We start from the raw sequence: 19,598 nt of genomic DNA, 5'->3' as shown, positions 1-19,598 counted from the left end.
CGCCCCGCTGACGGCGCGCCGATGCGCGTCGGCGCGCCGTCAGCGGGGCGGCCCTGCACGGGGACCACGACCTCCGGCTGCGGCTGCGACGCGGGCTGCTCGGACGGCTGGCCGGTCTCGGCGACTGCGGGCTGCTCCGTCGCGGTCTCGGGCTGGGCGGCAGCCTCGGGTGTCGGCTCCGTCGCCGACTCGGCCGCCGGTTCGGTCACCGGTTGGGCCGGGGCCACGGCCACCGGTTCCATCACGAACGGCCCGCGCGGGGCCTCCTCGGCGGGGGCGGGCTGCTCCGCGGCGGCCTGCTCGACCGGCTGGGCGGGCGCCTCGGCCTCGGGCGCGAGGAACACCTCGACCTGGGCGGGCGAGCCACCCAGCGTGCTCTCCGGCGAGGGCATCTGCACGGGCACGGTGGCCGTGGCGGTGGCAGTCGGCGCGGCGTGCGCCGCCCCGGACTGGTCCAGGTACTCGGGCGCGCCGCCGAGGGTGGCCAGGCCGGGCCCGCCCGGCGTGGCGACGCCGTACGGCGGGGTGCCGACGGGAATCGAGCCGTTGACGACGTGACTGCTGGGACCGCGGTCGGCGAGGGAACGGACCGGCACCTGGCCCGTCATCAGGGACGGGTCCGGGATGGGCGGACCGGCGTGCAGTGGACGGCGCGGCGCGGCCTGCTGCCCGGCGTCGGCGGCGGACTGGTCCGCGGCCTGGGGCTCCTGGGCCGCCGGGCCGGCGACCGGCTGGTCCACGGGCTGAGCGACCGGTTCCACGGGCTGGTGCTGCTCGACGGGCGTCTGCTCGACCGGCAGGCCGGGCATGGCGGCGGCGAGGTAGTCCTCGGCGGGGTAGCCCTGCGCGGCGTAGAGCTCGGCGGGCAGGCCCTCGGCCACACCCGCGTGCGGCTCGACCGGCAGGCCGGGCTGTCCCGGAACGGCCTCGGCGGAGAGCGGCTGAACCGGCTGGACCGGGTGCGCGGACTGACTGGCGATGACCGAAGACAGCGGGTCCGTCAGCGGGTCGATGACCGGGGGCGCGAGCGGCTGCGGCACGACGGCCTGCGGCTCCTCCCCTCCCGGCGGCGTCATCGGCGGCCAGGAGGGCGCCGGGGCCTCGCTCTGCGCGGGGGCGTGCGTCGGTGCGCCCGGCTCGTAGGCGCCCGGCATGCCCGGCTGCTCCACGCCTGCGACGCCCGGCTGCCCGGGAACGACGGGGACGACCGGCGGCAGCGGCTGGCCCTGCGGGTACTCCTGCCCACGGGCGGCCTCGTTCCACGCACCCTGCGGGCCCGGCATGAGCAGCTCGTCCTCCTCCTCGTCGACATCGTCGAGGAAGGTGTAAGCGGGCCGGACTCCCTGGACCGGGCCCTGCTCGGCTGCGAAGCCGACGGGCTGCGGCACCTGCTCCGGCTCGAGGCCCGGTACCTGGCCCCCGTGGGGGACGTTGCCGGTCTCGCTCATGTCACTGGCTCCTTCCAGGGCCGCCTGGCGTCCACGGCGTCCTGGCCGCTGCCACGACGCCCACCGTTCCGGTCCTCGCCTCAACTGCGACGGAAGAGGCGCAAACCCCGCCCGCCACAAAGAAGAACGACAGAACCGGGGCAACCGGCACGATCGCCCCGGCCACACCGGCATTCTTCCGTCCCATCGGGGGCCATGGGAAACGTGCACGCCCGTCGGTGCTGTGGGATCTGCCACGTTGCACCGGCCCCTCGGGACACGGCGTCAGCCTACCTGCCGTCAGTGACGCCGGGCGCCAAGGTCTTGCGCGATGGACACACTTGTCGACATGTCCACAGAGTGTTCACGACCGATCCGCCCACACCACCCAACGCGGCACGGCGGCACCCAACTCCCCCTCCCCGTCCAGGGGTGAGGACTGCAACAGGCTGCCCTCGGAGCGGTAGCCGGACCGCGCGAAGGCCCGCCGGATCTCCTCGAGCTCGGTCGTTGTGCGCGGGAGCGCGACGATCCGCTCCGGGCGCCGGGTCAGGCAGGCCTGCAGCACGAGCGCTCCCTGGCGGACCAGGACGATGTCCGGTTCCGGCAGGTCCGCGAGCGCGGCGGGCGCGGTGCCGCGCACCGTCTGCAGCTCGACGCCCGCGCGGCGGGCGGTGACGTCGAGACGGGCGCAGACGTCCGGATCCGGGTCCAGCGCTATGACGGCCGCGCCGCAGCGCGCGGCGTCCACGGCGATCCCGCCGGCGCCGGCGTCCACGTCCCACATCAGGTCGCCCGGCCGCGGCCCGAGCCGGGCCAGCGCCAGCGCCCGCACCGGCGCGGGCAGTTCGCTCCCCGCCCCGTCCGACGGCGCCGCGCCCCCCGGCTCCGCCCAGCCGCGCCCGGCGCTGCCGGGGAAGTCCACGGGCTTGCCGGCCAGCCAGCCGGACGGCGGCAGCGACCCGCCGTTGCCGCCCCCGCCGATGACCAGCACGACGTTCGGGTCCCGCCACAGATGGTTCGGCACGCGGTCGGAGGTCAGCACGGTGACGTTCTCCTCGGGCGTACCGAGGGCCTCGCAGATCACGAAGGTGCGGTGCACGTCGCGCAGCATCAGCGCGAGCTCGGAGGGTCCCGCGCCGGGCGCGGTCAGCACGGCCACCTTCGGGTTCGCGCGGCAGATGTTCACGGCGCGACGCAGGCCGCGCCCGTGGGTGGAGACGATCTGCGCGTCGTCCCACGGCATGCCCGCGCGGGCGAAGGCCGCGGCGACGGCGGAGACGGCCGGCAGCACCTCGATCTCCAGGCCGTACTCGGGCCGGCGCAGGGTGCGCACCACGCCGAAGAACCCAGGGTCGCCCTCGGCGACCACGACGGCGGTCCCGCGGTGCTCGGCGATGCGCCTCGCAACGAGCTCCGCGCTGCCGAGCGCCATGCGCTCCACGCCGGACCGGAGCGAGAGCGCGTGCAGCGCCACGCTCCCCGCGGCAACGAGCGTCGCCGCGTCCAGCGCGGCCCGCGCGGCGTCGCTGAGCGGCGAGCCGTCCCAGCCGATCACCGTGACCCGGTCAGCCATGGCGGTCGCTCCGCACCTTTCCCCCCACCGTCGTTTTCCAGCCGCGCACAGGCTAACCGCCAACGATCGGACGAGCCAGTCGCCCTATCCAGGGGCGCGAGGCTCTGCCGGTTTGCGGCTCCGCCGCATGGGCGCGACCGGTCACGGACGTCCCGCAGGTCGTTGCAGGACCGAATCTTCAGGTCCAGACGGGATCGAGATCCTCGGGGAGGAGGCTCCAGATGATGAGGTCGGAGCGGGAGGCGTGCTCCGCATCGGGGCCGCGGACGAGCCAGGCGCTGCGGAGGACGCCCTCGCTGATCGCGCCCAGCTTCTGTGCGACCTGCTGGGCGGCGATGTTGCCCGCCGCCGTCCGGAGCTCGAGGCGCTCGAACTTCTGGTCCTCGAAGAGCCAGCGGGCCACCGAGTGGGCGATCTCGCCCGCGTAGCCCTCGCCCCGGGCCCAGGGCGCGGTCACGACCTGCAGCTCGGTGCTGCGGAGCCGCCAGTCCGTCGCGCGCAGGCGCACCACGCCGATGAGACGCTGGGTCAGAAACTCCACCGCCGCCAGGGCCAGGCCGCGGCCGGCCACCCGTTCGCCCGCCGCGCGCACGTGGACCCAGGACTGGGCGTCGCGCACCCCGTAGGGGTGGGGCGCGGTGGTCCACTGGTGGACCAACTCGTCGTTCATCATCTCGGCGAGCGCGGGGGCGTCCTCGGGGTCGAAGGCGCGCAGCACCAGGCGATCGGTGTTGATCGTGATCTCCGGGAACGCCGGTGCGCATCCCGACGGCCTGGACGCCGCATCGCTGCTGCTCATGGAACGATCATGCTCCAGGGTGGGGGCAGCCGTCACCTCTTTGCCCCGGCGTGCCGGTGCGGAAGAGGTGACGGCAGGTGGGAGAACGAGGCTACTCGCTCCCTCAGAAGGCCGGAATGACCGAGCCGGAGAAGGTCTGCTCGATGTACTGCTTGACCTCCGGCGAGTGCAGCAGCTCGGCGAGCTTCTTGACCCGCGGGTCGTTCTGCTCGCCGGACTTGACGGCGAGGATGTTGGCGTAGGGGTTGCCCTGCGCCTTCTCCAGCAGCAGCGCGTCCTTGGTCGGATTCAGCTTGGCGTCGAGTGCGTAGTTGCCGTTGATGACGGCCGCGTCGACGTCGCTGAGGGTGCGCGGCAGCTGGGCCGCGTCGATCTCCTGGAACTTCAGGTGCTTGGGGTTGTCCGTGACGTCGTCCGGGGTCGCGGTGGTCCCGGCGCCGCTCTTCAGCTTGAGCAAGCCGTTGGCGGCCAGCAGTTGGAGCGCCCGGCCCTCGTTCGTGGCGTCGTTGGGGATGGCGACGGTGGCACCGTCGGCGAGCGCGGCGGCGGACTTCACCTTGTGCGAGTACAGGCCCAGCGGCTCCAGGTGAACGGCCTCGACGGAGACGATGTTCGTCCCGTGCGACTTGTTGAAGTCGTCCAGGTAGGGCTGGTGCTGGAAGTAGTTGGCGTCGGCGGAGCCGTCCTGGACCGAGAGGTTGGGCGTGACGTAGTCGGTCACGACCTTCACCTGCAGGTTCAGGCCGGCCTTGGCGGCCAGGTTCTTCTGGATGTACTCGAGGATCTGCGCGTGCGGCGTGGGGCTCGCGACGACGACCAGGGGCTTGCTCGCGTCGTTGGACGAGCCTGAGCCACTGGACGAGGCCGACGAGGAGGAGCCGCAGGCGGCGAGGGTGAGGGCCAGCGCGCTGGTGGCGAGGGCGGCGGTGGTGAACTTCACGGAGGTACGCACGAAAAGTGCCCTTCCTTGCTTTGGTGCTTGGTGCGGGTGGTTCAGCGCAGAGCGGAGCCGGTGAGCTCCGTTTCCTGCGCGGCGGTCTCCGCGGCCTCGGGGGCGGCGGAAGTCTGGGTGGGGACGCTCCGGCGGAACGTCCAACGGGAGGCGGCGGCGGGCCGCTTGTGGTCGAGGCTGCGGGCGAGTCCCTCGCCCACCAGCTGAACGAGCGTCACCAGGACCACCAGCTCGGCGGCGATGACCCACATGAAGGTCGTCTCGAAGCGCATGTAGCCGTAGTTGATGGCCAGGGTGCCGAGCCCGCCGCCGCCGACCGTGCCGGCCATCGCGGAGTAGCCGATCAGGGCGATCACGGTGGTGGTCAGCGCGGAGATCAGCGCGGGCAGCGCCTCGGGCAGCAGCGCCTTGCGGACGACCGTCCAGGCTCCGCCGCCCATGGCCTGCACGGCCTCGATCAGGCCGCCGTCGACGTCGGCGACGGCGGTCTCGACGAGCCGGGCGAAGAACGGGATCGCGCCGACGGCGAGCGGCACGGTCGCCGCCTGCCAGCCGAGCGTGGTGCCGGTCACCCAGCGGGTGAACGGGATGATCGCCACGATCAGGATGACGAAGGGCAGCGAGCGCCCGACGTTCACGACCGTACCGACGAGCTTGTTGACCGGCGCGTTCGCCAGCAGGCCGCCGCGCCGGGTGAGCGCGAGCAGCAGGCCGAGCGGCAGGCCGAGCAGGACGGTGGCGAGGGCGGCCAGGCCGACCATCCACAGGGTCTCCTGCGTGGCCTGCACCAGGAGCGGCTGCATGTCGTTCCAGCCCATTACGCGGCCACCTCCACCTGCAGGCCCTGCTCGCGCAGGAAGCCGATCGGGACGACGTTCTCCTCGAAGCTGCCGGGCAGCGAGACGCGCATCCGGCCGACCTGGCGGCCGCCCACGGTCTCGACGGCGGCGCCGACGATGCTGACGTCCACGTTGTAGGTGCGGGACAGCTGCGAGATGAACGGCTGCGCGGTCGCCTCGCCCTGGAAGGTGATGTCGACGAGGGTGCTGCCCTGCAGGGGCTCTCCCTCGCCGAGTGGGAAGAGCTGGCGGGCCAGCTCGGAGCCGGGGCGCTCCAGCAGCTCGTGCAGCGTGCCGGACTCGACGACGCGGCCGCCCCGCATCAGCGCGGCGGAGTCGCAGACGGACTTGATGACGTCCATCTCGTGCGTGATGAGCAGCACGGTGAGGCCGAGCTGGCGGTTGAGGTCGCGCAGCAGCTGCAGGATCGAGCGGGTGGTCTCCGGGTCGAGCGCCGAAGTGGCCTCGTCGGAGAGCAGCACCTTGGGGTCGCCGGCCACGGCGCGGGCGATGCCGACGCGCTGCTTCTGGCCGCCGGAGAGCTGCGCCGGGTAGGCCTTGGCCTTGTCGGCGAGGCCGACCAGGTCCAGCAGTTCGGCCGCCTTGGCGGCGCGCTCACGGCGGCTCAGACCGGCCAGCTCCAGCGGCAGTTCGACGTTCTCGGCCACCGTGCGGCGGGCGAGCAGGTTGAAGTGCTGGAAGACCATGCCGATGGAGCGGCGGGTCTCGCGCAGTTCGGCGGGCGAGAGCGTGGTGAGCTCGCGGCCGTCGACGCTGACGCTGCCGGAGGTGGGGCGCTCCAGCAGGTTCACGCAGCGGATCAGGGTGGACTTGCCGGCGCCGCTGGTGCCGACGACGCCGTAGACCTCGCCCTGGCGGACGTGCAGGTCGACTCCGTCGAGTGCGGCAATCTCCGTGGTCGAGCCGGGGCGGCCCTGGGCACGGTAGACCTTACGCAGGTCAGAGGTGGTGATCACAGTGTTTCCGTGGGTCGGCGCGCGAGGCCGTCCGTGCGGCCTGGTTCGCGCGGGAGGGGTGTGCGGGGCAGCCCGGAGCGGAGCTCTACGGGCGGGTCGTGCGCTGGGCGGGAGGCTCAGCAGCCGCACATTCGACAACAGCGCGTCATGCCGCGCATGCCACGACCACCTGCCGGCATCGCGCCGGTGCGGTGGGTGTGCGTGGTCGTCGTCATGGGCCCCAGTTAAACAGATGGTGCGCAGATCGCCCAAAAGGATTGTCCGGAGTATGGGACAAAGCGTGGACGGTTCCAAAAAAAATGCTGGTCAGCGCGGTGAGTCAGGTCGTGCCGCCCCGGGAACGTGGGGAGAACCCGGGGCGGCGCGGCGTCACGCGGTGGCGGCCAGCCGTCCCGCCTGCTGGGCGACCGGCTTCTCCAGCACCAGGAAACTCAGCTTGCTGTTGACCTCCTCCACCTGCGTCTGGCGGTAGCCGAGGCGCTGGTAGAGGCGCAGGTTGCCCAGGCTGCGGTGGCCGGTGAAGAGCCGGTAGGCGGCAACCGGCCGGGAGCCGGCGGCGAGTTCCCGCTCCATCGCGCTGAGCAACCGGCTGCCGAGCCCGTGCCGTTGCATCCGCGGGTGGACGATCAGACGCCTGATGCGGCCCACACCGTCGGCGTCGACCCAGCCGCGGACGCTGCCGACGACCTCGTCACCCAGCCGGGAGACCAGCACATGACGCTCCTTGAGCTCCGTCCGCAGGCTCTCCAGTGTCTGCGTCAGCGGCTCGATCGCCCAGTCGCCGTAGAGCTCGGCCTCGCCCTGGTAGCAGAGGTACTGCAACTTCAGGATCCGCTCGGCGTCGTCCTCGGTGGCGACCGAGGTGGTCACGCTCATGCCCACGCGCTTCCTCCCTTTCTCGTGAGCCCGGCCGCGTGATTGCACGAGGGGATGACGACCGGGTTGCCTGACCGGAGGTGTGGTCTGCCAGACGATCATGCGTCGTCCTCGGCATACGTTCCAGTCCCCTTTACCCACGGGCCTTCCGCTTGCAACCTCGGGCTCGGGATCAGCGCCCGGGGCTTGTAATTCATCACACGATGAATTAGCTTGGAATCACGGCACCGAACGATGCGATGGGGGACACGACGATGAACACCACTCAGAACCGTGACTACGACGTCCTGGTCGTCGGCGCCGGACCGACCGGCCTGCTGCTCGCAGGGGACGTGGCGGCCGCCGGGCTGCGCGTCGCCCTGCTGGAGCGGCGCACCGAGGAGTCCAAGCTCACCCGCGCCTTCGCCGTCCACGCCCGCTCCCTGGAGGAGCTCGACGCCCGCGGCCTCGCCGACGACCTGCTGCGGACCGGCGCCAGGCTGTCCTCGCTCAGCATCTTCGGCGCGGTGCGCGTGGACATGAGCAAGCTGCCCAGCCGGTTCCCCGAGCTGCTGATCACCCCTCAGTACCAGACCGAGCGGGCCCTGCTGCGCCGCGCCCTGGCGGCCGGCGCCGAGCTGTTCCGCGGCACCGAGGTCACCGACCTGCGACAGGGCGAGGACGGCGTCGAGGTGGACGCGCTGCTCGACGGCGGGACCACCACCTTCCGCGCCTCCTACGTCGTCGGCAGCGACGGCGTGCGCAGCACCGTGCGGCGGCTGCTCGGGGTGGACTACCCGGGCGAGTCGGCGATCTCCTCGGTGATGCTCGCGGACGTCCGGCTGGACAGCCCGCCCGAGGACGTGCTGGCCGTCGGCGCGAGCAAGCAGGGCTTCGCCTTCATGGCCCCCTACGGCGACGGCTGGTACCGCGTCATCGCCTGGGACCACGCCGAGCAGCTGCCCGACTCCGCGCCCGTCGACTTCGACGCGATGTGCCGGCTGGTCACCTCCGTCCTCGGCAAGGACTACGGCCTGCACGACCCGCGCTGGACCTCGCGCTTCCACAGCGACGAGCGCCAGGCCACGACCTACCGCGTCGGCCGGGTCTTCCTCGCGGGCGACGCCGCGCACTGCCACTCCCCCGCGGGCGGCCAGGGCATGAACACCGGCCTGCAGGACGCGGCCAACCTCGGCTGGAAGCTGGTCGCGGCGGTGCGCGGCTGGGCCGCGCCGGGACTGCTCGACAGCTACCAGGCCGAGCGGCACCCCGTCGGCGCCCACGTGCTGAAGACCTCGGGCGGTCTGCTGCGGGTCTCGATCGGCCAGTCCGCACCGCTGCGGCTGGCCCGCGCGCTGGCGAAGACCTTCGGCGCGCACCTGGCCCCGCTCGCCCGGCGCGGCGGCATGGACGTCTCGGGTATCGCCGTCTCGTACCACGCCCAGGCCCCGGCCGGCTCCCACCGTCTCGTCGGCAAGCGCGCCGTCGACGTCGACCTGACGCACGACGCGGACGGCAAGGCGCCGACCCGGCTCTACGAGGCGCTGCGCGAGGGCCGCTTCGTCCTGGTCGCCCCCGAGGGGGCGCGGGTCGGGGACGGCTTCCCCGCCGACTGGTCGGACCGCGTCGTCACCACCACGGCCCCCGGCGCCGACTGGCTTCTGGTCCGCCCCGACGGCTACGTCGCGTGGGCCGCGGAGCACCCCACCCCGCAGGCGGTCACCACCGGCCTCGCGGCCTGGCTCGGCCGCTGAGACCCACTGGGACCGACGGAAGTCGGCGCCCAGGGCCAGCTGGTGGACCGGGCGCCGGTCTCCCAAGACCTTCATCGAGGCGCTGACCCAGGAGCGGGCCCGCGGGACGGGCGGCCCGGTCCGCTGACCCGGCGTCGGGCCCTACACGTCCGGACCCAGGCGGCGCCGCAGGCAGTCGAGGCAGTGGGCGCGGGTGGGGCCGATGCTGCCGCGGGGGACGCCGAGGCGGGCCGCCAGGGTCCGGTAGTCCGCCGTCGGGTCGTCCAGGAGTGCGTCCATGAGGGGTGCGCAGCGGGCGGGTAGACGTGCGACGGCGGCGCGCAGCCGGGCCGTGCGCTCCCGTGCGAGCGCACGCGTCTCGGGGCAGACGCCGGTGCGCGGAAGCCGCAGGCCGGCCGGGATCTCAAGGTTCGCCATGCCGTCAGGGACGCCGTCCGGGCCCCGCCGGCTGCCGTGCCGATGCGGCTTCACCCGCTCGGCGGACTGCCCGTCATCAGACGATCAACGGAATGTAACCCAGAGCACCGGTGCCCGCGTACCCGGCGGTAACAGAACCGGACTAGGATCACTGCATCCCGTTTCGCGCATCCCGCCCGCGCTCACGCTCGGCCCATGACGGAGGCTCGGTGTTCTACTGGACACTCAAGAAGATCATTGTCGGCCCGCTGGTCCGCACGCTCTACCGGCCTCGGGTCACAGGTCTGGAGAACGTCCCCGTCGACGGGCCGGCGATCATCGCGCCGAACCACCTCTCCTTCTGCGACTCCGTCTTCCTCCCGCTCGCGGCGCCGCGTCAGGTGCACTACGTGGCCAAGGAGGAGTACTTCATCGGCACCGGCCTCAAGGGCCGGCTGATGGCCTGGTTCTTCACCGGCGTGGGCGCGGTCCCGGTGGACCGTAGTGGCGGCCGGGCCTCCATGGCCGCGATCGACACCGGCATGGCCCAGCTGAAGCAGGGCCGCCTCTTCGGCATCTACCCCGAGGGCACCCGCTCCCCCGACGGCCGGCTGCACCGCGGCCGTACCGGCGTCGCGCACCTCGCGCTCGCCAGCGGCGCGCCGGTGATCCCGGTCGGGCTGGTCAACACCGACCAGGTGCAGGCCAACGGCAGTATGCGCTGGCGCAGGCCGTTCCGGGTCCGGCCGGAGATCCACTTCGGCACGCCGCTGACCTTCGAGCGCTACGAGGGCATGCAGCGCGACCGCTTCGTGCTGCGCGCCGTCACCGACGAGATCGTCTCCGCGATCCTCGACCTGTCCGGTCAGGAGTACGTGGACATGTACGCCACCAAGGCCAAGCTGCTGGCCGCGAAGGCGGCCAAGACGGAGACGCCGAAGCCGGGTCAGGACAAGCTGAAGGACGCCGCGTAGTCCGTCCCGATACGGGTGGTTGTGCGCGCCGGATCCCGATGGACCGGCGCGCACGCGCGTGTCAGGCCGCAGTCCGGGAACGCCGAAGGGGCGCTGTCACAGCGCCCCTTCGGAGTCGTGCTACCGCTACCGCTTGGCGTCGAGCCATTCCTGCTGGAGGGTCAAGTTGGACTTGACCTCCGCCAGTTGAACCGCGACCGCGTCCGGCGCGGTGCCGCCGCGGCCGTTGCGGGCCGCGATCGCGCCCTTGACCGAGAGGACCTCGCGGACCTGCGGGGTCAGCTCGGGGCTGATCTCCGCGAACTGCTCGTCCGTCAGGTCCCACAGCTCCATGCCGCGCGGCTCGCAGAACTTGACGCAGGCTCCTGCGACCTCGTGGGCGACCCGGAACGGGACACCGCGCTTGACCAGCCACTCGGCGATGTCGGTCGCGAGGGAGAACCCGGCCGGGGCCAGCTCCTCCAGGCGCTCCTCGTGGACCGTCAGCGTCGCCATCATGCCGATGAAGGCGGGCAGCAGGACCTCGAGGGTGTCGCAGGAGTCGAAGACCGGCTCCTTGTCCTCCTGCAGGTCGCGGTTGTACGCGAGCGGCAGCGCCTTGAGCGTGGCCAGCAGGCCGGTCAGGTTGCCGATGAGGCGGCCCGACTTGCCGCGAGCCAGCTCCGCGATGTCCGGGTTCTTCTTCTGCGGCATGATCGAGGAGCCCGTGGAGAAGGCGTCGTGCAGCGTGATGAAGCCGAACTCCTTGGTGTTCCAGATGATCACCTCCTCCGCGACGCGGGAGAGGTTGATGCCGATCATCGCCGTGATGAAGGCGAACTCGGCGACGTAGTCGCGCGAGGCCGTCCCGTCGATGGAGTTGCCTGCCGAGCCGCCCTCGAAGCCGAGTTCGGCGGCGACGTACTGCGGGTCCAGACCCAGCGAGGAGCCGGCCAGCGCGCCGGAGCCGTAGGCCGAGACGGCCGTGCGCTCGTCCCACTGCCGCAGCCGTTCCGCGTCGCGGGCGAAGGCCTGGACGTGGGCCAGCATGTGGTGCGCGAAGAGCACCGGCTGGGCGTGCTGGAGGTGGGTGCGGCCTGGCATGGCCACATTCGGGTGGGCCTCGGCGAGGCCCACCAGCGCCTGCTGGAGCTCCAGCAGCAGCGAGCCGACGATCCGCGCGTGGTCGCGCAGGTACATCTTGCCGAGCGTGGCGATCTGGTCGTTGCGGGACCGGCCGGCGCGCAGCTTGCCGCCGAGCTCGGGGCCGAGCCGCTCCAGCAGGCCGCGCTCCAGCGCGGTGTGCACGTCCTCGTCGGCGACGGTGCCGGTGAAGGCGCCCGACTCGACGTCGGCGAGCAGGGCGGTCAGGCCCTCCAGCATCCGGGTCAGCTCGTCGTCGGTGAGCAGCCCGGCCCGGTGCAGGACCTTGGCGTGGGCCTTGGAACCGGCGATGTCGTAGGGGGCGAGCCGCCAGTCGAAGTGCACGCTGGCCGACAGCGCGGCCAGCGCCTCCGACGGACCGTCGGCGAACCGCGCGCCCCAGAGCCGGACGTCTTCCTTGTCAGCCATCGTGATCAGCCCTGCAGGTCCCGCTTGGAGGCGATCTTGGACGACATGCCGAAGATCTCGATGAAGCCCTTGGACATCGACTGGTCGAAGGTGTCGCCGGTGTCGTAGGTGGCGAGGTTGAAGTCGTAGAGCGACTCGGCGGACTTGCGGCCGTCGACGACGGCCCGGCCGCCGTGCAGGACCATCCGGATCTCGCCGGTGACGTGCTGGTTCGCCTCGTTGACGAAGCCGTCCAGGGCGCGCTTGAGCGGGGAGAACCAGAGGCCGTCGTAGACCAGCTCGCTCCAGCGCTGCTCGACCTGCCGCTTGTAGCGGGCGAGTTCGCGCTCGACGGTGACGTTCTCCAGCGCCTGGTGCGCGGTGATCAGCGCGATGGCGCCCGGAGCCTCGTAGATCTCACGGGACTTGATGCCGACGAGGCGGTCCTCGACCATGTCGAGGCGGCCCACGCCCTGGGCGCCGGCCCGGCGGTTGAGCTCCTCGATGGCCTGCAGGACCGTCACCTTGCGGCCGTCGATCGCGACCGGGACACCGGCCTCGAAGGAGATGACGACCGTGTCGGCCTCGCGCGGCAGCGCCGGGTCCTGGGTGTAGTCGTAGATGTCCTCGATCGGCGCGTTCCAGATGTCCTCCAGGAAGCCCGTCTCGACGGCGCGACCGAAGACGTTCTGGTCGATCGAGTAGGGGGACTTCTTGGTGGTGGCGATCGGGAGGTTGTTCGCCTCGGCGAAGGCGATGGCCTTGTCCCGGGTCATCGCGTAGTCGCGGACCGGGGCGATGCACTTGAGCTCGGGCGCCAGGTTGGCGATGCCGACCTCGAAGCGGACCTGGTCGTTGCCCTTGCCGGTGCAGCCGTGGGCGACGGTGGTGGCGCCGTGCTTCCTGGCGGCGGCGACCAGGTGCTTGACGATGACCGGCCGGGACAGCGCGGAGACGAGCGGGTACTCGCCCTGGTACAGCGCGTTGGCCTTGATCGCGGGGAGGCAGTACTCGTCCGCGAACTCGTCGCGGGCGTCGGCGACCTCGGCCTCGACGGCGCCGCAGGCGAGGGCGCGCTCGCGGATCACGTTCAGGTCCTCGCCGCCCTGGCCGACGTCGACGGCGACGGCGATGACCTCGGCGCCGGTCTCCTCGGCGATCCAGCCGATGCAGACGGACGTGTCCAGACCGCCCGAGTAGGCAAGTACGACGCGCTCGGTCACGGCTATCTCCAATCACTCACAGGGCAGCGGGGCACCTCGCGGCGCTTGGCATAATTATGCATGCCGCCGTATGAAATTCAAAGCCGTTGCGCGGCGATCCAGTCCGCGACCTCCGCGACCACGGCTCCGTCGACATGGCCGGGGACCGCATAGTCCGCCGGCCTGGCCGGCCCCTCACCCACGAAGAAGCAGTGGTCGGCCTTCTCGTGGACACTGAAGCTCACCCCGGCCCGCCCGTCGAGCCCGGCGCGCCAGCGGGCGAGGTCGTCGGCGACCGTCACCTGGTAGTCACGTCCACCCTGGAGCACCAGTGCGGGCACGTCCAGCGCGGCGAGGGTCGCGACGGGGTCGTAGCCCCGCAGGTCCAGCCAGTAGGCGCCGGAGTAGCCGAGCGGGAGCTGCGAGCCGGGGGTGTCGGGGGCCAGGTCGGGACTGTCGACGCGCGCCGCCTCGCGCTCCAGTTCGGCGATGGCGGCTTCCGCGTCCAGCCCCGGGTTGAGCGCGGCGATGTGCCGGAAGACGCGCACCGCCGCGTGGTTCATCGGGGCCGCGTCGGCGGCGAACAGCACGAGCCCCGCGACGGCGGGCTCCGCGGCCGCGACGCGGGGCGCGACCTTGCCGCCCGCGCTGTGGCCGAGGACGAAGACGCGTGCGGGATCGACACCGGCGGCGGCCTGCAACGTATGGACCGCGGCGACCGCGTGCGGGACGTACTCGTCGGCGATGGTGAACCCGGGGGTGGCGGCGACGCGGTCGCTGTGGACGCTGGTCACCTTGTCGAAGCGCAGCGACGCGACACCCCGGCTCGCCAAGCCCCAGGCGAGGTCCTTCAGTGGCTTGTTCGGCCCGGCGGTCCCGTCCCGGTCGAAGGGCCCGGCGCCGGACAGCAGCACCACGCCCGGGGCGGGCGCGGCGCCGCGTGGCAGCGTGAGCACGCCCGTGACGGGGCCGAGCCCGGCGTCGAGCACGATCTCGCGCTCCTCGAAGCGGGCCGGGTCGGCGTAGGCGGGCGGAACCCAGGACGATTCGCCGCCCGCACCGGCGAGCCGCAGGCCCTGCAGCGCGCCCTCGGCGTCGATGCCCAGCAGCACCGTCAGCCCGCCGTGCCGGCCGACCAACGGGACCCCGACGCGGAGCAGGCCCGGCCCAATGGGTTCGACCGTCGGCTCCCCGCGCCGCAACCGCGACCCGACCATGCCGATCTCGCTCTCCCACGCCTTCCGCAGTCCACCGGGCGGGAGGGCCGCCCGTAGCCGCGGCCCGAACCGCGCCTCGATCGCGGCGAAGTCGCCCCGGATCGCCAGGTCCACGACGGTCAGCCCGACCGCCACCGCTGCTTGCTGTGCTGCCTCCATGAGGAGCCCCCTTAATTGTTCTCATCTTTGAGAAAGGTAGCACGCGTGAGAGCATTCGCCTATGGACCCTCTGGAACTCTTCGCCCATCCGGTCCGCCTGCGCATCGTCCACGCGCTGCGCGGCGGGCGGATGCTGACGACCTCTCAGCTATGCGAGCGGATTCCCGACGCCAGCAAGGCCACGGTCTACCGGCACGTGGATCAGCTCGCGGGGGCGGGCGTACTGGAGGTCGCGGAGGAGCGCCGCGTGCGCGGCGCCGTCGAGCGGGGCTACCGCCTGCGCCAGGAACGCGCCGCCGTCGACGCCTCGACGCTCGCGTCGCTGACGGCGGAGGACCACCGCCGCGCGTTCGCGGCGGCGATGGCCTCACTGATCGCCGAGTTCAGCGGCTATCTGGACCGGGACGGGGCCGACCCGGTCGCCGATCTGGTCGGCTACCGCCAGCACGGCGTCTGGCTGAGCCGGGCGGAGCTGACCGCGCTCATCGGCGCGATGCAGCAGGCCATCGTGCCGCTGCTCGGCAACGAGCCGACCCCGGACCGCTCGCGCTACCTGCTGAGCCCGATCCTCTTCCCGGTCGAGCAGCCCGAGTAAGCAGCTCAGCCGAGGTGCTCGGCCAGCCAGGAGGCGATGGCCGGGACGACCTCGGGCAGCTTCGACGACGCGACATGGCCACTGTCGGGCACCAGCGTGACGTCGGTGGCGCGGCGGCCCTCGAAGAGCAGGGTGTCCGACTGCGTGACGTGCACGTCGTCGGCCCCGTTGACCACCAGCATCGGGCAGTTGAGGTCCTGCGCCAGCAACTCGTCGAGCGGGAAGCCGCCCAGCCGTCCCAGTACCTCCGACGGTTCGGGTCGGCTGTCGAAGCCGAGGCAGTTGCCGAAGATGTCGGCCATGCCGAACATCAACTGCTTGAGGTTGCCCTCGGTGAAGGAGTCCCGGATCGGCCCGCCCAGATCCACCGCGGCGTCGACGAGGCCGGCCAGGCCGGAGTGGGCGGCGAAGTATCCGCCCATCGAGAAGCCGAAGTGCCCGACCTTGCCGTTGCCGAGCGTGCGGGCGTGGTCGACGAGGCCCTGCACGATGTCGTAGCCGCCGGCGGCGGTGAGCGGTACCCGCGCCTCGCCCGTCCCCGGGAGGTCGAAGGCCATGACCTGGACTCCGCCGCGCAGCACGAACTGGACCAGCAGCGGGTGCAGGTCCATCTTGAAGGAGTCCAGCCCACCGCTGGCGACCAGCACCGGACGGCCCGAGGGGCCGAGCAGGTGCACGGCGACCGGCGTGGTGCCGCCCTGATGCGGCAGCTCCAGCACGCGACGCTCGAAGGGCACCGGGAAGTCCGACGCGGCGAGCTCGTACTGCTCGATCTGCCGGGCCAGGGCCGACCGCTTCGCCTCGTCGGCCAGCACCGGGAACTTGGCCCAGCCGTAGGCGAGGTGGGCCAGGTCATGACGGCCCTCGGCGGCGTAGCGAGCCGCGAGGGCGGACCACTCGTGCACCCAGCCGCCGGGGGCGTCGGGCCACATCACCGCGATCGCGTCCCGGACCGCCTCGACGTCCGCCCGCGGCAGACCGAGGTTGATCATCTGGGGCCGGCGCTCTTCGAACAGCTCCTGGGCGGCCATCGGCCACTGGTACGCCATGGGTCTCTGCTCCCTGGAAGGATGCGGATCAAGATGCCGTCCTGCCTATCAGCTGAACCACACGTTCCGGCGGCCAACGAACGAACAAGTCGCCGTCAGCAGACGGGATTTGCTCGTCAGGCCAGCAGTCCGCGGAGCGCCCGGGTGATGATGCGGTCGAAGAGTTCGTCGGCCGACTTCGAGCCGGAGGCACCCGCGCCCAGGAGCGCCGCGGTCAGGTGCGGGTAGTCCCCCGAAGCGCCGGCATGGCGCAGGTACTCGTCGCGCGCGCGACGCCAGGGCGGGGGCTCGGAGCTGTCCAGCTGCTTGGCCAGTTCGGCGCGGGTGAGCGAGGCGACGAGGGACTGCAGGACGGCGATCGCCTCCAGCTTCTCCTTGCCACTGAGCGGCAGTTCGGCCAGGCAGGCGAGGCAGCGGTCGAGGTAGACCAGCGTGCGCGGGCCGACCGGCGCGGTGGCGGCGAAGACGTCGAGCACCCATGGGTGGCGCAGGCCGACCCCGCGCGCCTCCCGGGCGAGCGCGAGCAGGTCGTCGAACCAGCCCCCGACGCCGAGGCCCTCGTACGACATCTCGGCGTTGACCCGGTCCGTCATCAGCTCGATCAGCTCGTCCCGGGTGGCGACATAGCGATACAGCGACGCGGGCGCGGAGCCGAGCGACTGGGCGACGGCGCGCATTGTCACGGCGGCCAGCCCCTGCCCGTCAGCCAGTTCGACGCCGGCCTCCGCGAGGCGGTCGCGGTCGAAACCGGGCGCAGGTCCGCGCCCGGAACGCTCCGGACGGAGCCAGATGCTCGTCTCGGGCTGCTGGGACTGCGGGGGCTGCTCGGGCAACGAAGGCTCTCCTTTTCTGCGAACGCCGTATGCAGTACCTTAGTCGCAGACTACTGCGAACGGCGATCGCAGAACCAGGAGAGGAAACCGCACAGTGGCGATCATGGGACGACTGCTCAAGAACAAGCGCGCGGGAGAGGAGCGGATCGCCTGGCACCGCCCCAATCTGGGCGGGCCCGACACCCTGGAGCTGACCAGCGAGGCCTTCGCCCACGAGGCACCGATGCCGCTCGCGCACGCGGGCCGGCGCGCGGGCGGCGACAACACCTCCCCGAGCCTCGCCTGGTCCCCCGCACCGGAGGGGACCGCCCAGCTGCTGCTGGTGTTCGAGGACCCCGACGTGCCGATGCCCGCCCCGGCCGTGCACACGGTGGCACTGATCGACCCCAAGCTCACCGCGCTGCCCACCGGCGGGCTCGACAAGAACAGCCCCGCGCCCGGCGTGCGACTGCTGCGCTCCACGATGAGCAGCGGCTACTTCGGCCCCGAGCCGATCAAGGGCCACGGCCCGCACCGGTACGTCTTCCAGCTCTTCGCGCTCGCCGAGCCGCTGGACGAAGCCGCCCGACAGGCCCGGCCCCGGGCCCTCCTCGACTCCGTCGCGGCTCCGATCCTGGCGCGCGGACGGCTCGACGGGATCTACGAGCGCTGACGCGCCCTCAGGCTCAGCCCAGCGCCCGCGCCAGGTCCTCGAAGAGGTCCTCGACGTCCTCCAGGCCGACCGAGACGCGCAGCAGCGACGGGTGCGGCCGGGCCTCCGGGGCGACCGGACGGTGGGTCAGCGAGGCCGGGTGCTGGATCAGGGTGTCCACGCCGCCCAGCGAGACCGCGTGGGTGATCAGCTCGCAGCGCTCGGCCGCGCGGGCCGCGGCGTCGAAGCCGTCGCGCAGCGAGAAGGCGAGCACCGAGCCGGGTGCGGACTGCTGCGTGCCGATCAGGCCCAGCGGGTCGCAGTCGGGCAGGCCCGGGTAGTAGACCCGCTCGACGCCGGGCTGCTCGCCGAGCCAGAGGGCCAGCTTGCCCGCGCTGTCGGACTGGTGGCGCATCCGCAGCGGCAGCGTCTGCAGGCCGCGGTGGAGCAGGTACGCGGAGAGCGGGTGCAGGATGCCGCCGGTGACGGCGCGCACCGGGCGGATCTTCTGCGCCCAGGCGTCGCTGGTGGCGACGACGCCCGCGAGCACGTCGCCGTGGCCGCCGAGGTACTTGGTCGCGCTGTGGACGACGATCGTGGCGCCGTGCCGGATCGGCTGCTGCAGCACGGGCGTGGCGAAGGTGTTGTCGACCAGCAGCGGCACCTCGCCGCAGCGCGCGGCCAGCGCGGCGAGGTCCACCAGCTCCAGGGTCGGGTTGGCCGGCGTCTCGACGACGACCAGGCCGGTGTCGGGACGGATCGCCGCCTCGACCTCGTCGGCCGTGGCCCAGGTGACCTCGGTACCGAGCAGGCCGGTGGCGAGCAGGTGGTCGGTGCCGCCGTAGAGCGGGCGGACCGCGACGACGTGACCCTTGCCGTCGGCTCTGGCGGCGAGCAGGCAGGCGCTGATCGCGGCCATGCCGGAGGAGAAGGCGACGCCCGCCTCCGCGCCCTCCAGCTCGGCGAGCGCCTGCTCGAACCGGGCCGTGGTCGGGTTCCACAGGCGCTGGTAGACGGCGCTGCCACCCTCGGGGATCAGGCCGCCGGTGGCCAGGGACTCGTAGCTGTCGCCGCCGGTCTCGACGCCCGGCAGCGGATTGGTCGTCGACAGGTCGATCGGGGGGACGTGCACGCCCAGACCGCGCAGGTCGGTGCGGCCGGCGTGGACGGCACGGGTGTCGGCGCGGGTGGCGGCAGCCAGCATGGGGAGTCCTCCTCGTCGAGGGCTGTGTGGTGCTGCGGGGGTGGCCCCAGAATGAAGATCCGACGCATCCGACGCCACAGTTCCGCAGAAGATTCGAGCCTGCCTCGCTTCGTTGTGTACATCTTCGGCTGCGGCGGGCACGATGGGCCTTGTGCCGAAGAATCCGCAGCCCGCGCTCGCGCCCGTCGACCGCGCCATCCTGCGCCTGCTCGCGCAGGACGCGCGGATGCCGAACAACGCCATCGCCGAGGCCGTCGGTATCGCGCCGTCCACCTGCCTGTCGCGCATGCGCGCGCTGCGCGAGCGCGGCGTGATCCGCGGCTTCCACGCGGACGTGGACCCGGGCGCGCTCGGGCTGGGCATCCAGGCGATGATCTCGGTCCGGCTGCACGCGCACACCAAGGAGCGGATCTCCAGCTTCACGGCCGAGATCCCGCGCCTGCCCGGCGTCGTGGCCGCGTACCACCTCGCCGGCGCGGACGACTACCTGCTGCACATCGCCGTCGCGGACACGGACGCGCTGCGCGACTTCGTGCTGGACCACCTGACCGCGCATCCGGCCGTCGCCCACACCGAGACCAGCCTGATCTTCGGCCACATGCGGGGCGAGGCCGTCTCTTGAGACCTGG

18 protein-coding genes and 1 pseudogene are annotated in these 19,598 nt (G+C 72.4%); 5 read left to right on the top strand and 14 right to left on the bottom strand.

Translation table 11 applies throughout. The features are described 5' to 3' along the window. The 7 genes and pseudogenes from DN069_RS10720 to DN069_RS10690 form a co-directional block, all read right to left on the bottom strand. Positions 1-1,448, bottom strand: a pseudogene (locus tag DN069_RS10720) (hypothetical protein); the annotation flags it as partial. A gap of 343 nt (positions 1,449-1,791) precedes the next feature. Then, a complete protein-coding gene (cbiE, locus tag DN069_RS10715) occupies positions 1,792-3,003 on the bottom strand; it encodes a precorrin-6y C5,15-methyltransferase (decarboxylating) subunit CbiE (protein ID WP_111500665.1) in 1,212 nt (403 codons plus the stop codon). A 178-nt stretch (positions 3,004-3,181) separates the two neighbouring features. Beyond that, positions 3,182-3,802 carry a GNAT family N-acetyltransferase gene (locus DN069_RS10710; protein WP_111500664.1) on the bottom strand — a complete coding sequence of 207 codons (621 nt, stop codon included), beginning with the start codon at positions 3,800-3,802 and terminating at the stop codon, positions 3,182-3,184. Positions 3,803-3,905: 103 nt separating this feature from the next. Beyond that, positions 3,906-4,754, bottom strand: a complete 849-nt coding sequence (locus DN069_RS10705) for a MetQ/NlpA family ABC transporter substrate-binding protein (RefSeq protein WP_111500663.1) — start codon at positions 4,752-4,754, stop codon at positions 3,906-3,908. 41 nt (positions 4,755-4,795) lie between these two features. Then, complete coding sequence (locus DN069_RS10700) at positions 4,796-5,572, bottom strand: methionine ABC transporter permease (protein ID WP_111500662.1); 777 nt, start codon at positions 5,570-5,572, stop codon at positions 4,796-4,798. Then, a complete protein-coding gene (locus DN069_RS10695) occupies positions 5,572-6,570 on the bottom strand; it encodes a methionine ABC transporter ATP-binding protein (RefSeq protein ID WP_111500661.1) in 999 nt (332 codons plus the stop codon). The genes DN069_RS10700 and DN069_RS10695 overlap by 1 nt, the downstream gene beginning before the upstream one ends. 369 nt (positions 6,571-6,939) lie before the next feature. Beyond that, positions 6,940-7,452 (bottom strand): GNAT family N-acetyltransferase, encoded by a 513-nt coding sequence (locus tag DN069_RS10690; RefSeq protein WP_111500660.1) that lies wholly within the window; start codon positions 7,450-7,452, stop codon positions 6,940-6,942. A 248-nt stretch (positions 7,453-7,700) separates the two neighbouring features. Here DN069_RS10690 and DN069_RS10685 point away from each other — a divergent pair, with 248 nt between their 5' ends. Next, positions 7,701-9,179: an FAD-dependent monooxygenase gene (locus tag DN069_RS10685; RefSeq protein WP_111500677.1), complete on the top strand. Its 1,479-nt coding sequence runs from the start codon at positions 7,701-7,703 to the stop codon at positions 9,177-9,179. A gap of 141 nt (positions 9,180-9,320) precedes the next feature. Here the strand turns inward: DN069_RS10685 and DN069_RS10680 are convergent, their stop codons facing one another. After that, the gene (locus tag DN069_RS10680; RefSeq protein WP_111500659.1) at positions 9,321-9,596 is read right to left on the bottom strand and encodes an RNA polymerase sigma factor; all 276 of its coding nucleotides are present in this window, start codon (positions 9,594-9,596) and stop codon (positions 9,321-9,323) included. 209 nt (positions 9,597-9,805) lie between these two features. Here DN069_RS10680 and DN069_RS10675 point away from each other — a divergent pair, with 209 nt between their 5' ends. Beyond that, positions 9,806-10,549, top strand: coding sequence for a lysophospholipid acyltransferase family protein (locus DN069_RS10675; RefSeq protein ID WP_111500658.1), 744 nt, complete (start codon positions 9,806-9,808; stop codon positions 10,547-10,549). Positions 10,550-10,675: 126 nt separating this feature from the next. On the opposite strand, the gene argH is transcribed toward DN069_RS10675, so the two are convergent. From argH to DN069_RS10660, 3 genes are all read right to left on the bottom strand, one after another. Continuing rightward, the gene (gene argH / locus DN069_RS10670; protein WP_111500657.1) at positions 10,676-12,100 is read right to left on the bottom strand and encodes an argininosuccinate lyase; all 1,425 of its coding nucleotides are present in this window, start codon (positions 12,098-12,100) and stop codon (positions 10,676-10,678) included. Positions 12,101-12,105: 5 nt separating this feature from the next. Beyond that, a complete protein-coding gene (locus DN069_RS10665) occupies positions 12,106-13,302 on the bottom strand; it encodes an argininosuccinate synthase (RefSeq protein ID WP_111500656.1) in 1,197 nt (398 codons plus the stop codon). 77 nt (positions 13,303-13,379) lie between these two features. Next, entirely contained in the window at positions 13,380-14,657 is a 1,278-nt protein-coding gene (locus DN069_RS10660) for an alpha/beta hydrolase family protein (RefSeq protein ID WP_111500655.1), read from the bottom strand. 61 nt (positions 14,658-14,718) lie between these two features. On the opposite strand from DN069_RS10660, the gene DN069_RS10655 reads away from it, so the two are divergent. Further along, complete coding sequence (locus tag DN069_RS10655; RefSeq protein WP_111500654.1) at positions 14,719-15,252, top strand: helix-turn-helix domain-containing protein; 534 nt, start codon at positions 14,719-14,721, stop codon at positions 15,250-15,252. A gap of 5 nt (positions 15,253-15,257) precedes the next feature. Here the strand turns inward: DN069_RS10655 and DN069_RS10650 are convergent, their stop codons facing one another. Both DN069_RS10650 and DN069_RS10645 read right to left on the bottom strand, forming a co-directional pair. After that, positions 15,258-16,301, bottom strand: a complete 1,044-nt coding sequence (locus DN069_RS10650; RefSeq protein WP_111500653.1) for an alpha/beta hydrolase family protein — start codon at positions 16,299-16,301, stop codon at positions 15,258-15,260. A 116-nt stretch (positions 16,302-16,417) separates the two neighbouring features. Then, positions 16,418-17,134, bottom strand: coding sequence for a TetR/AcrR family transcriptional regulator (locus DN069_RS10645; RefSeq protein ID WP_111500652.1), 717 nt, complete (start codon positions 17,132-17,134; stop codon positions 16,418-16,420). Between the two features lie 103 nt (positions 17,135-17,237). On the opposite strand from DN069_RS10645, the gene DN069_RS10640 reads away from it, so the two are divergent. Continuing rightward, positions 17,238-17,786, top strand: a complete 549-nt coding sequence (locus DN069_RS10640) for a YbhB/YbcL family Raf kinase inhibitor-like protein (protein WP_243639080.1) — start codon at positions 17,238-17,240, stop codon at positions 17,784-17,786. A gap of 13 nt (positions 17,787-17,799) precedes the next feature. On the opposite strand, the gene DN069_RS10635 is transcribed toward DN069_RS10640, so the two are convergent. After that, on the bottom strand, positions 17,800-18,969 hold the full coding sequence (locus tag DN069_RS10635) for a trans-sulfuration enzyme family protein (RefSeq protein ID WP_111500650.1): 1,170 nt from the start codon (positions 18,967-18,969) through the stop codon (positions 17,800-17,802). Between the two features lie 151 nt (positions 18,970-19,120). On the opposite strand from DN069_RS10635, the gene DN069_RS10630 reads away from it, so the two are divergent. Continuing rightward, complete coding sequence (locus DN069_RS10630; RefSeq protein WP_243639078.1) at positions 19,121-19,591, top strand: Lrp/AsnC family transcriptional regulator; 471 nt, start codon at positions 19,121-19,123, stop codon at positions 19,589-19,591. The last annotated feature ends 7 nt before the right edge of the window (positions 19,592-19,598 follow it).

Origin of the sequence: Streptacidiphilus pinicola (genome assembly GCF_003258295.1) — a bacterium.
GTDB classification, from domain to species: Bacteria; Actinomycetota; Actinomycetes; order Streptomycetales; family Streptomycetaceae; genus Streptacidiphilus; species Streptacidiphilus pinicola.
Note: the sequence above shows the minus strand (reverse complement) of the source record. Positions and strands in the feature narration are given on the sequence as shown.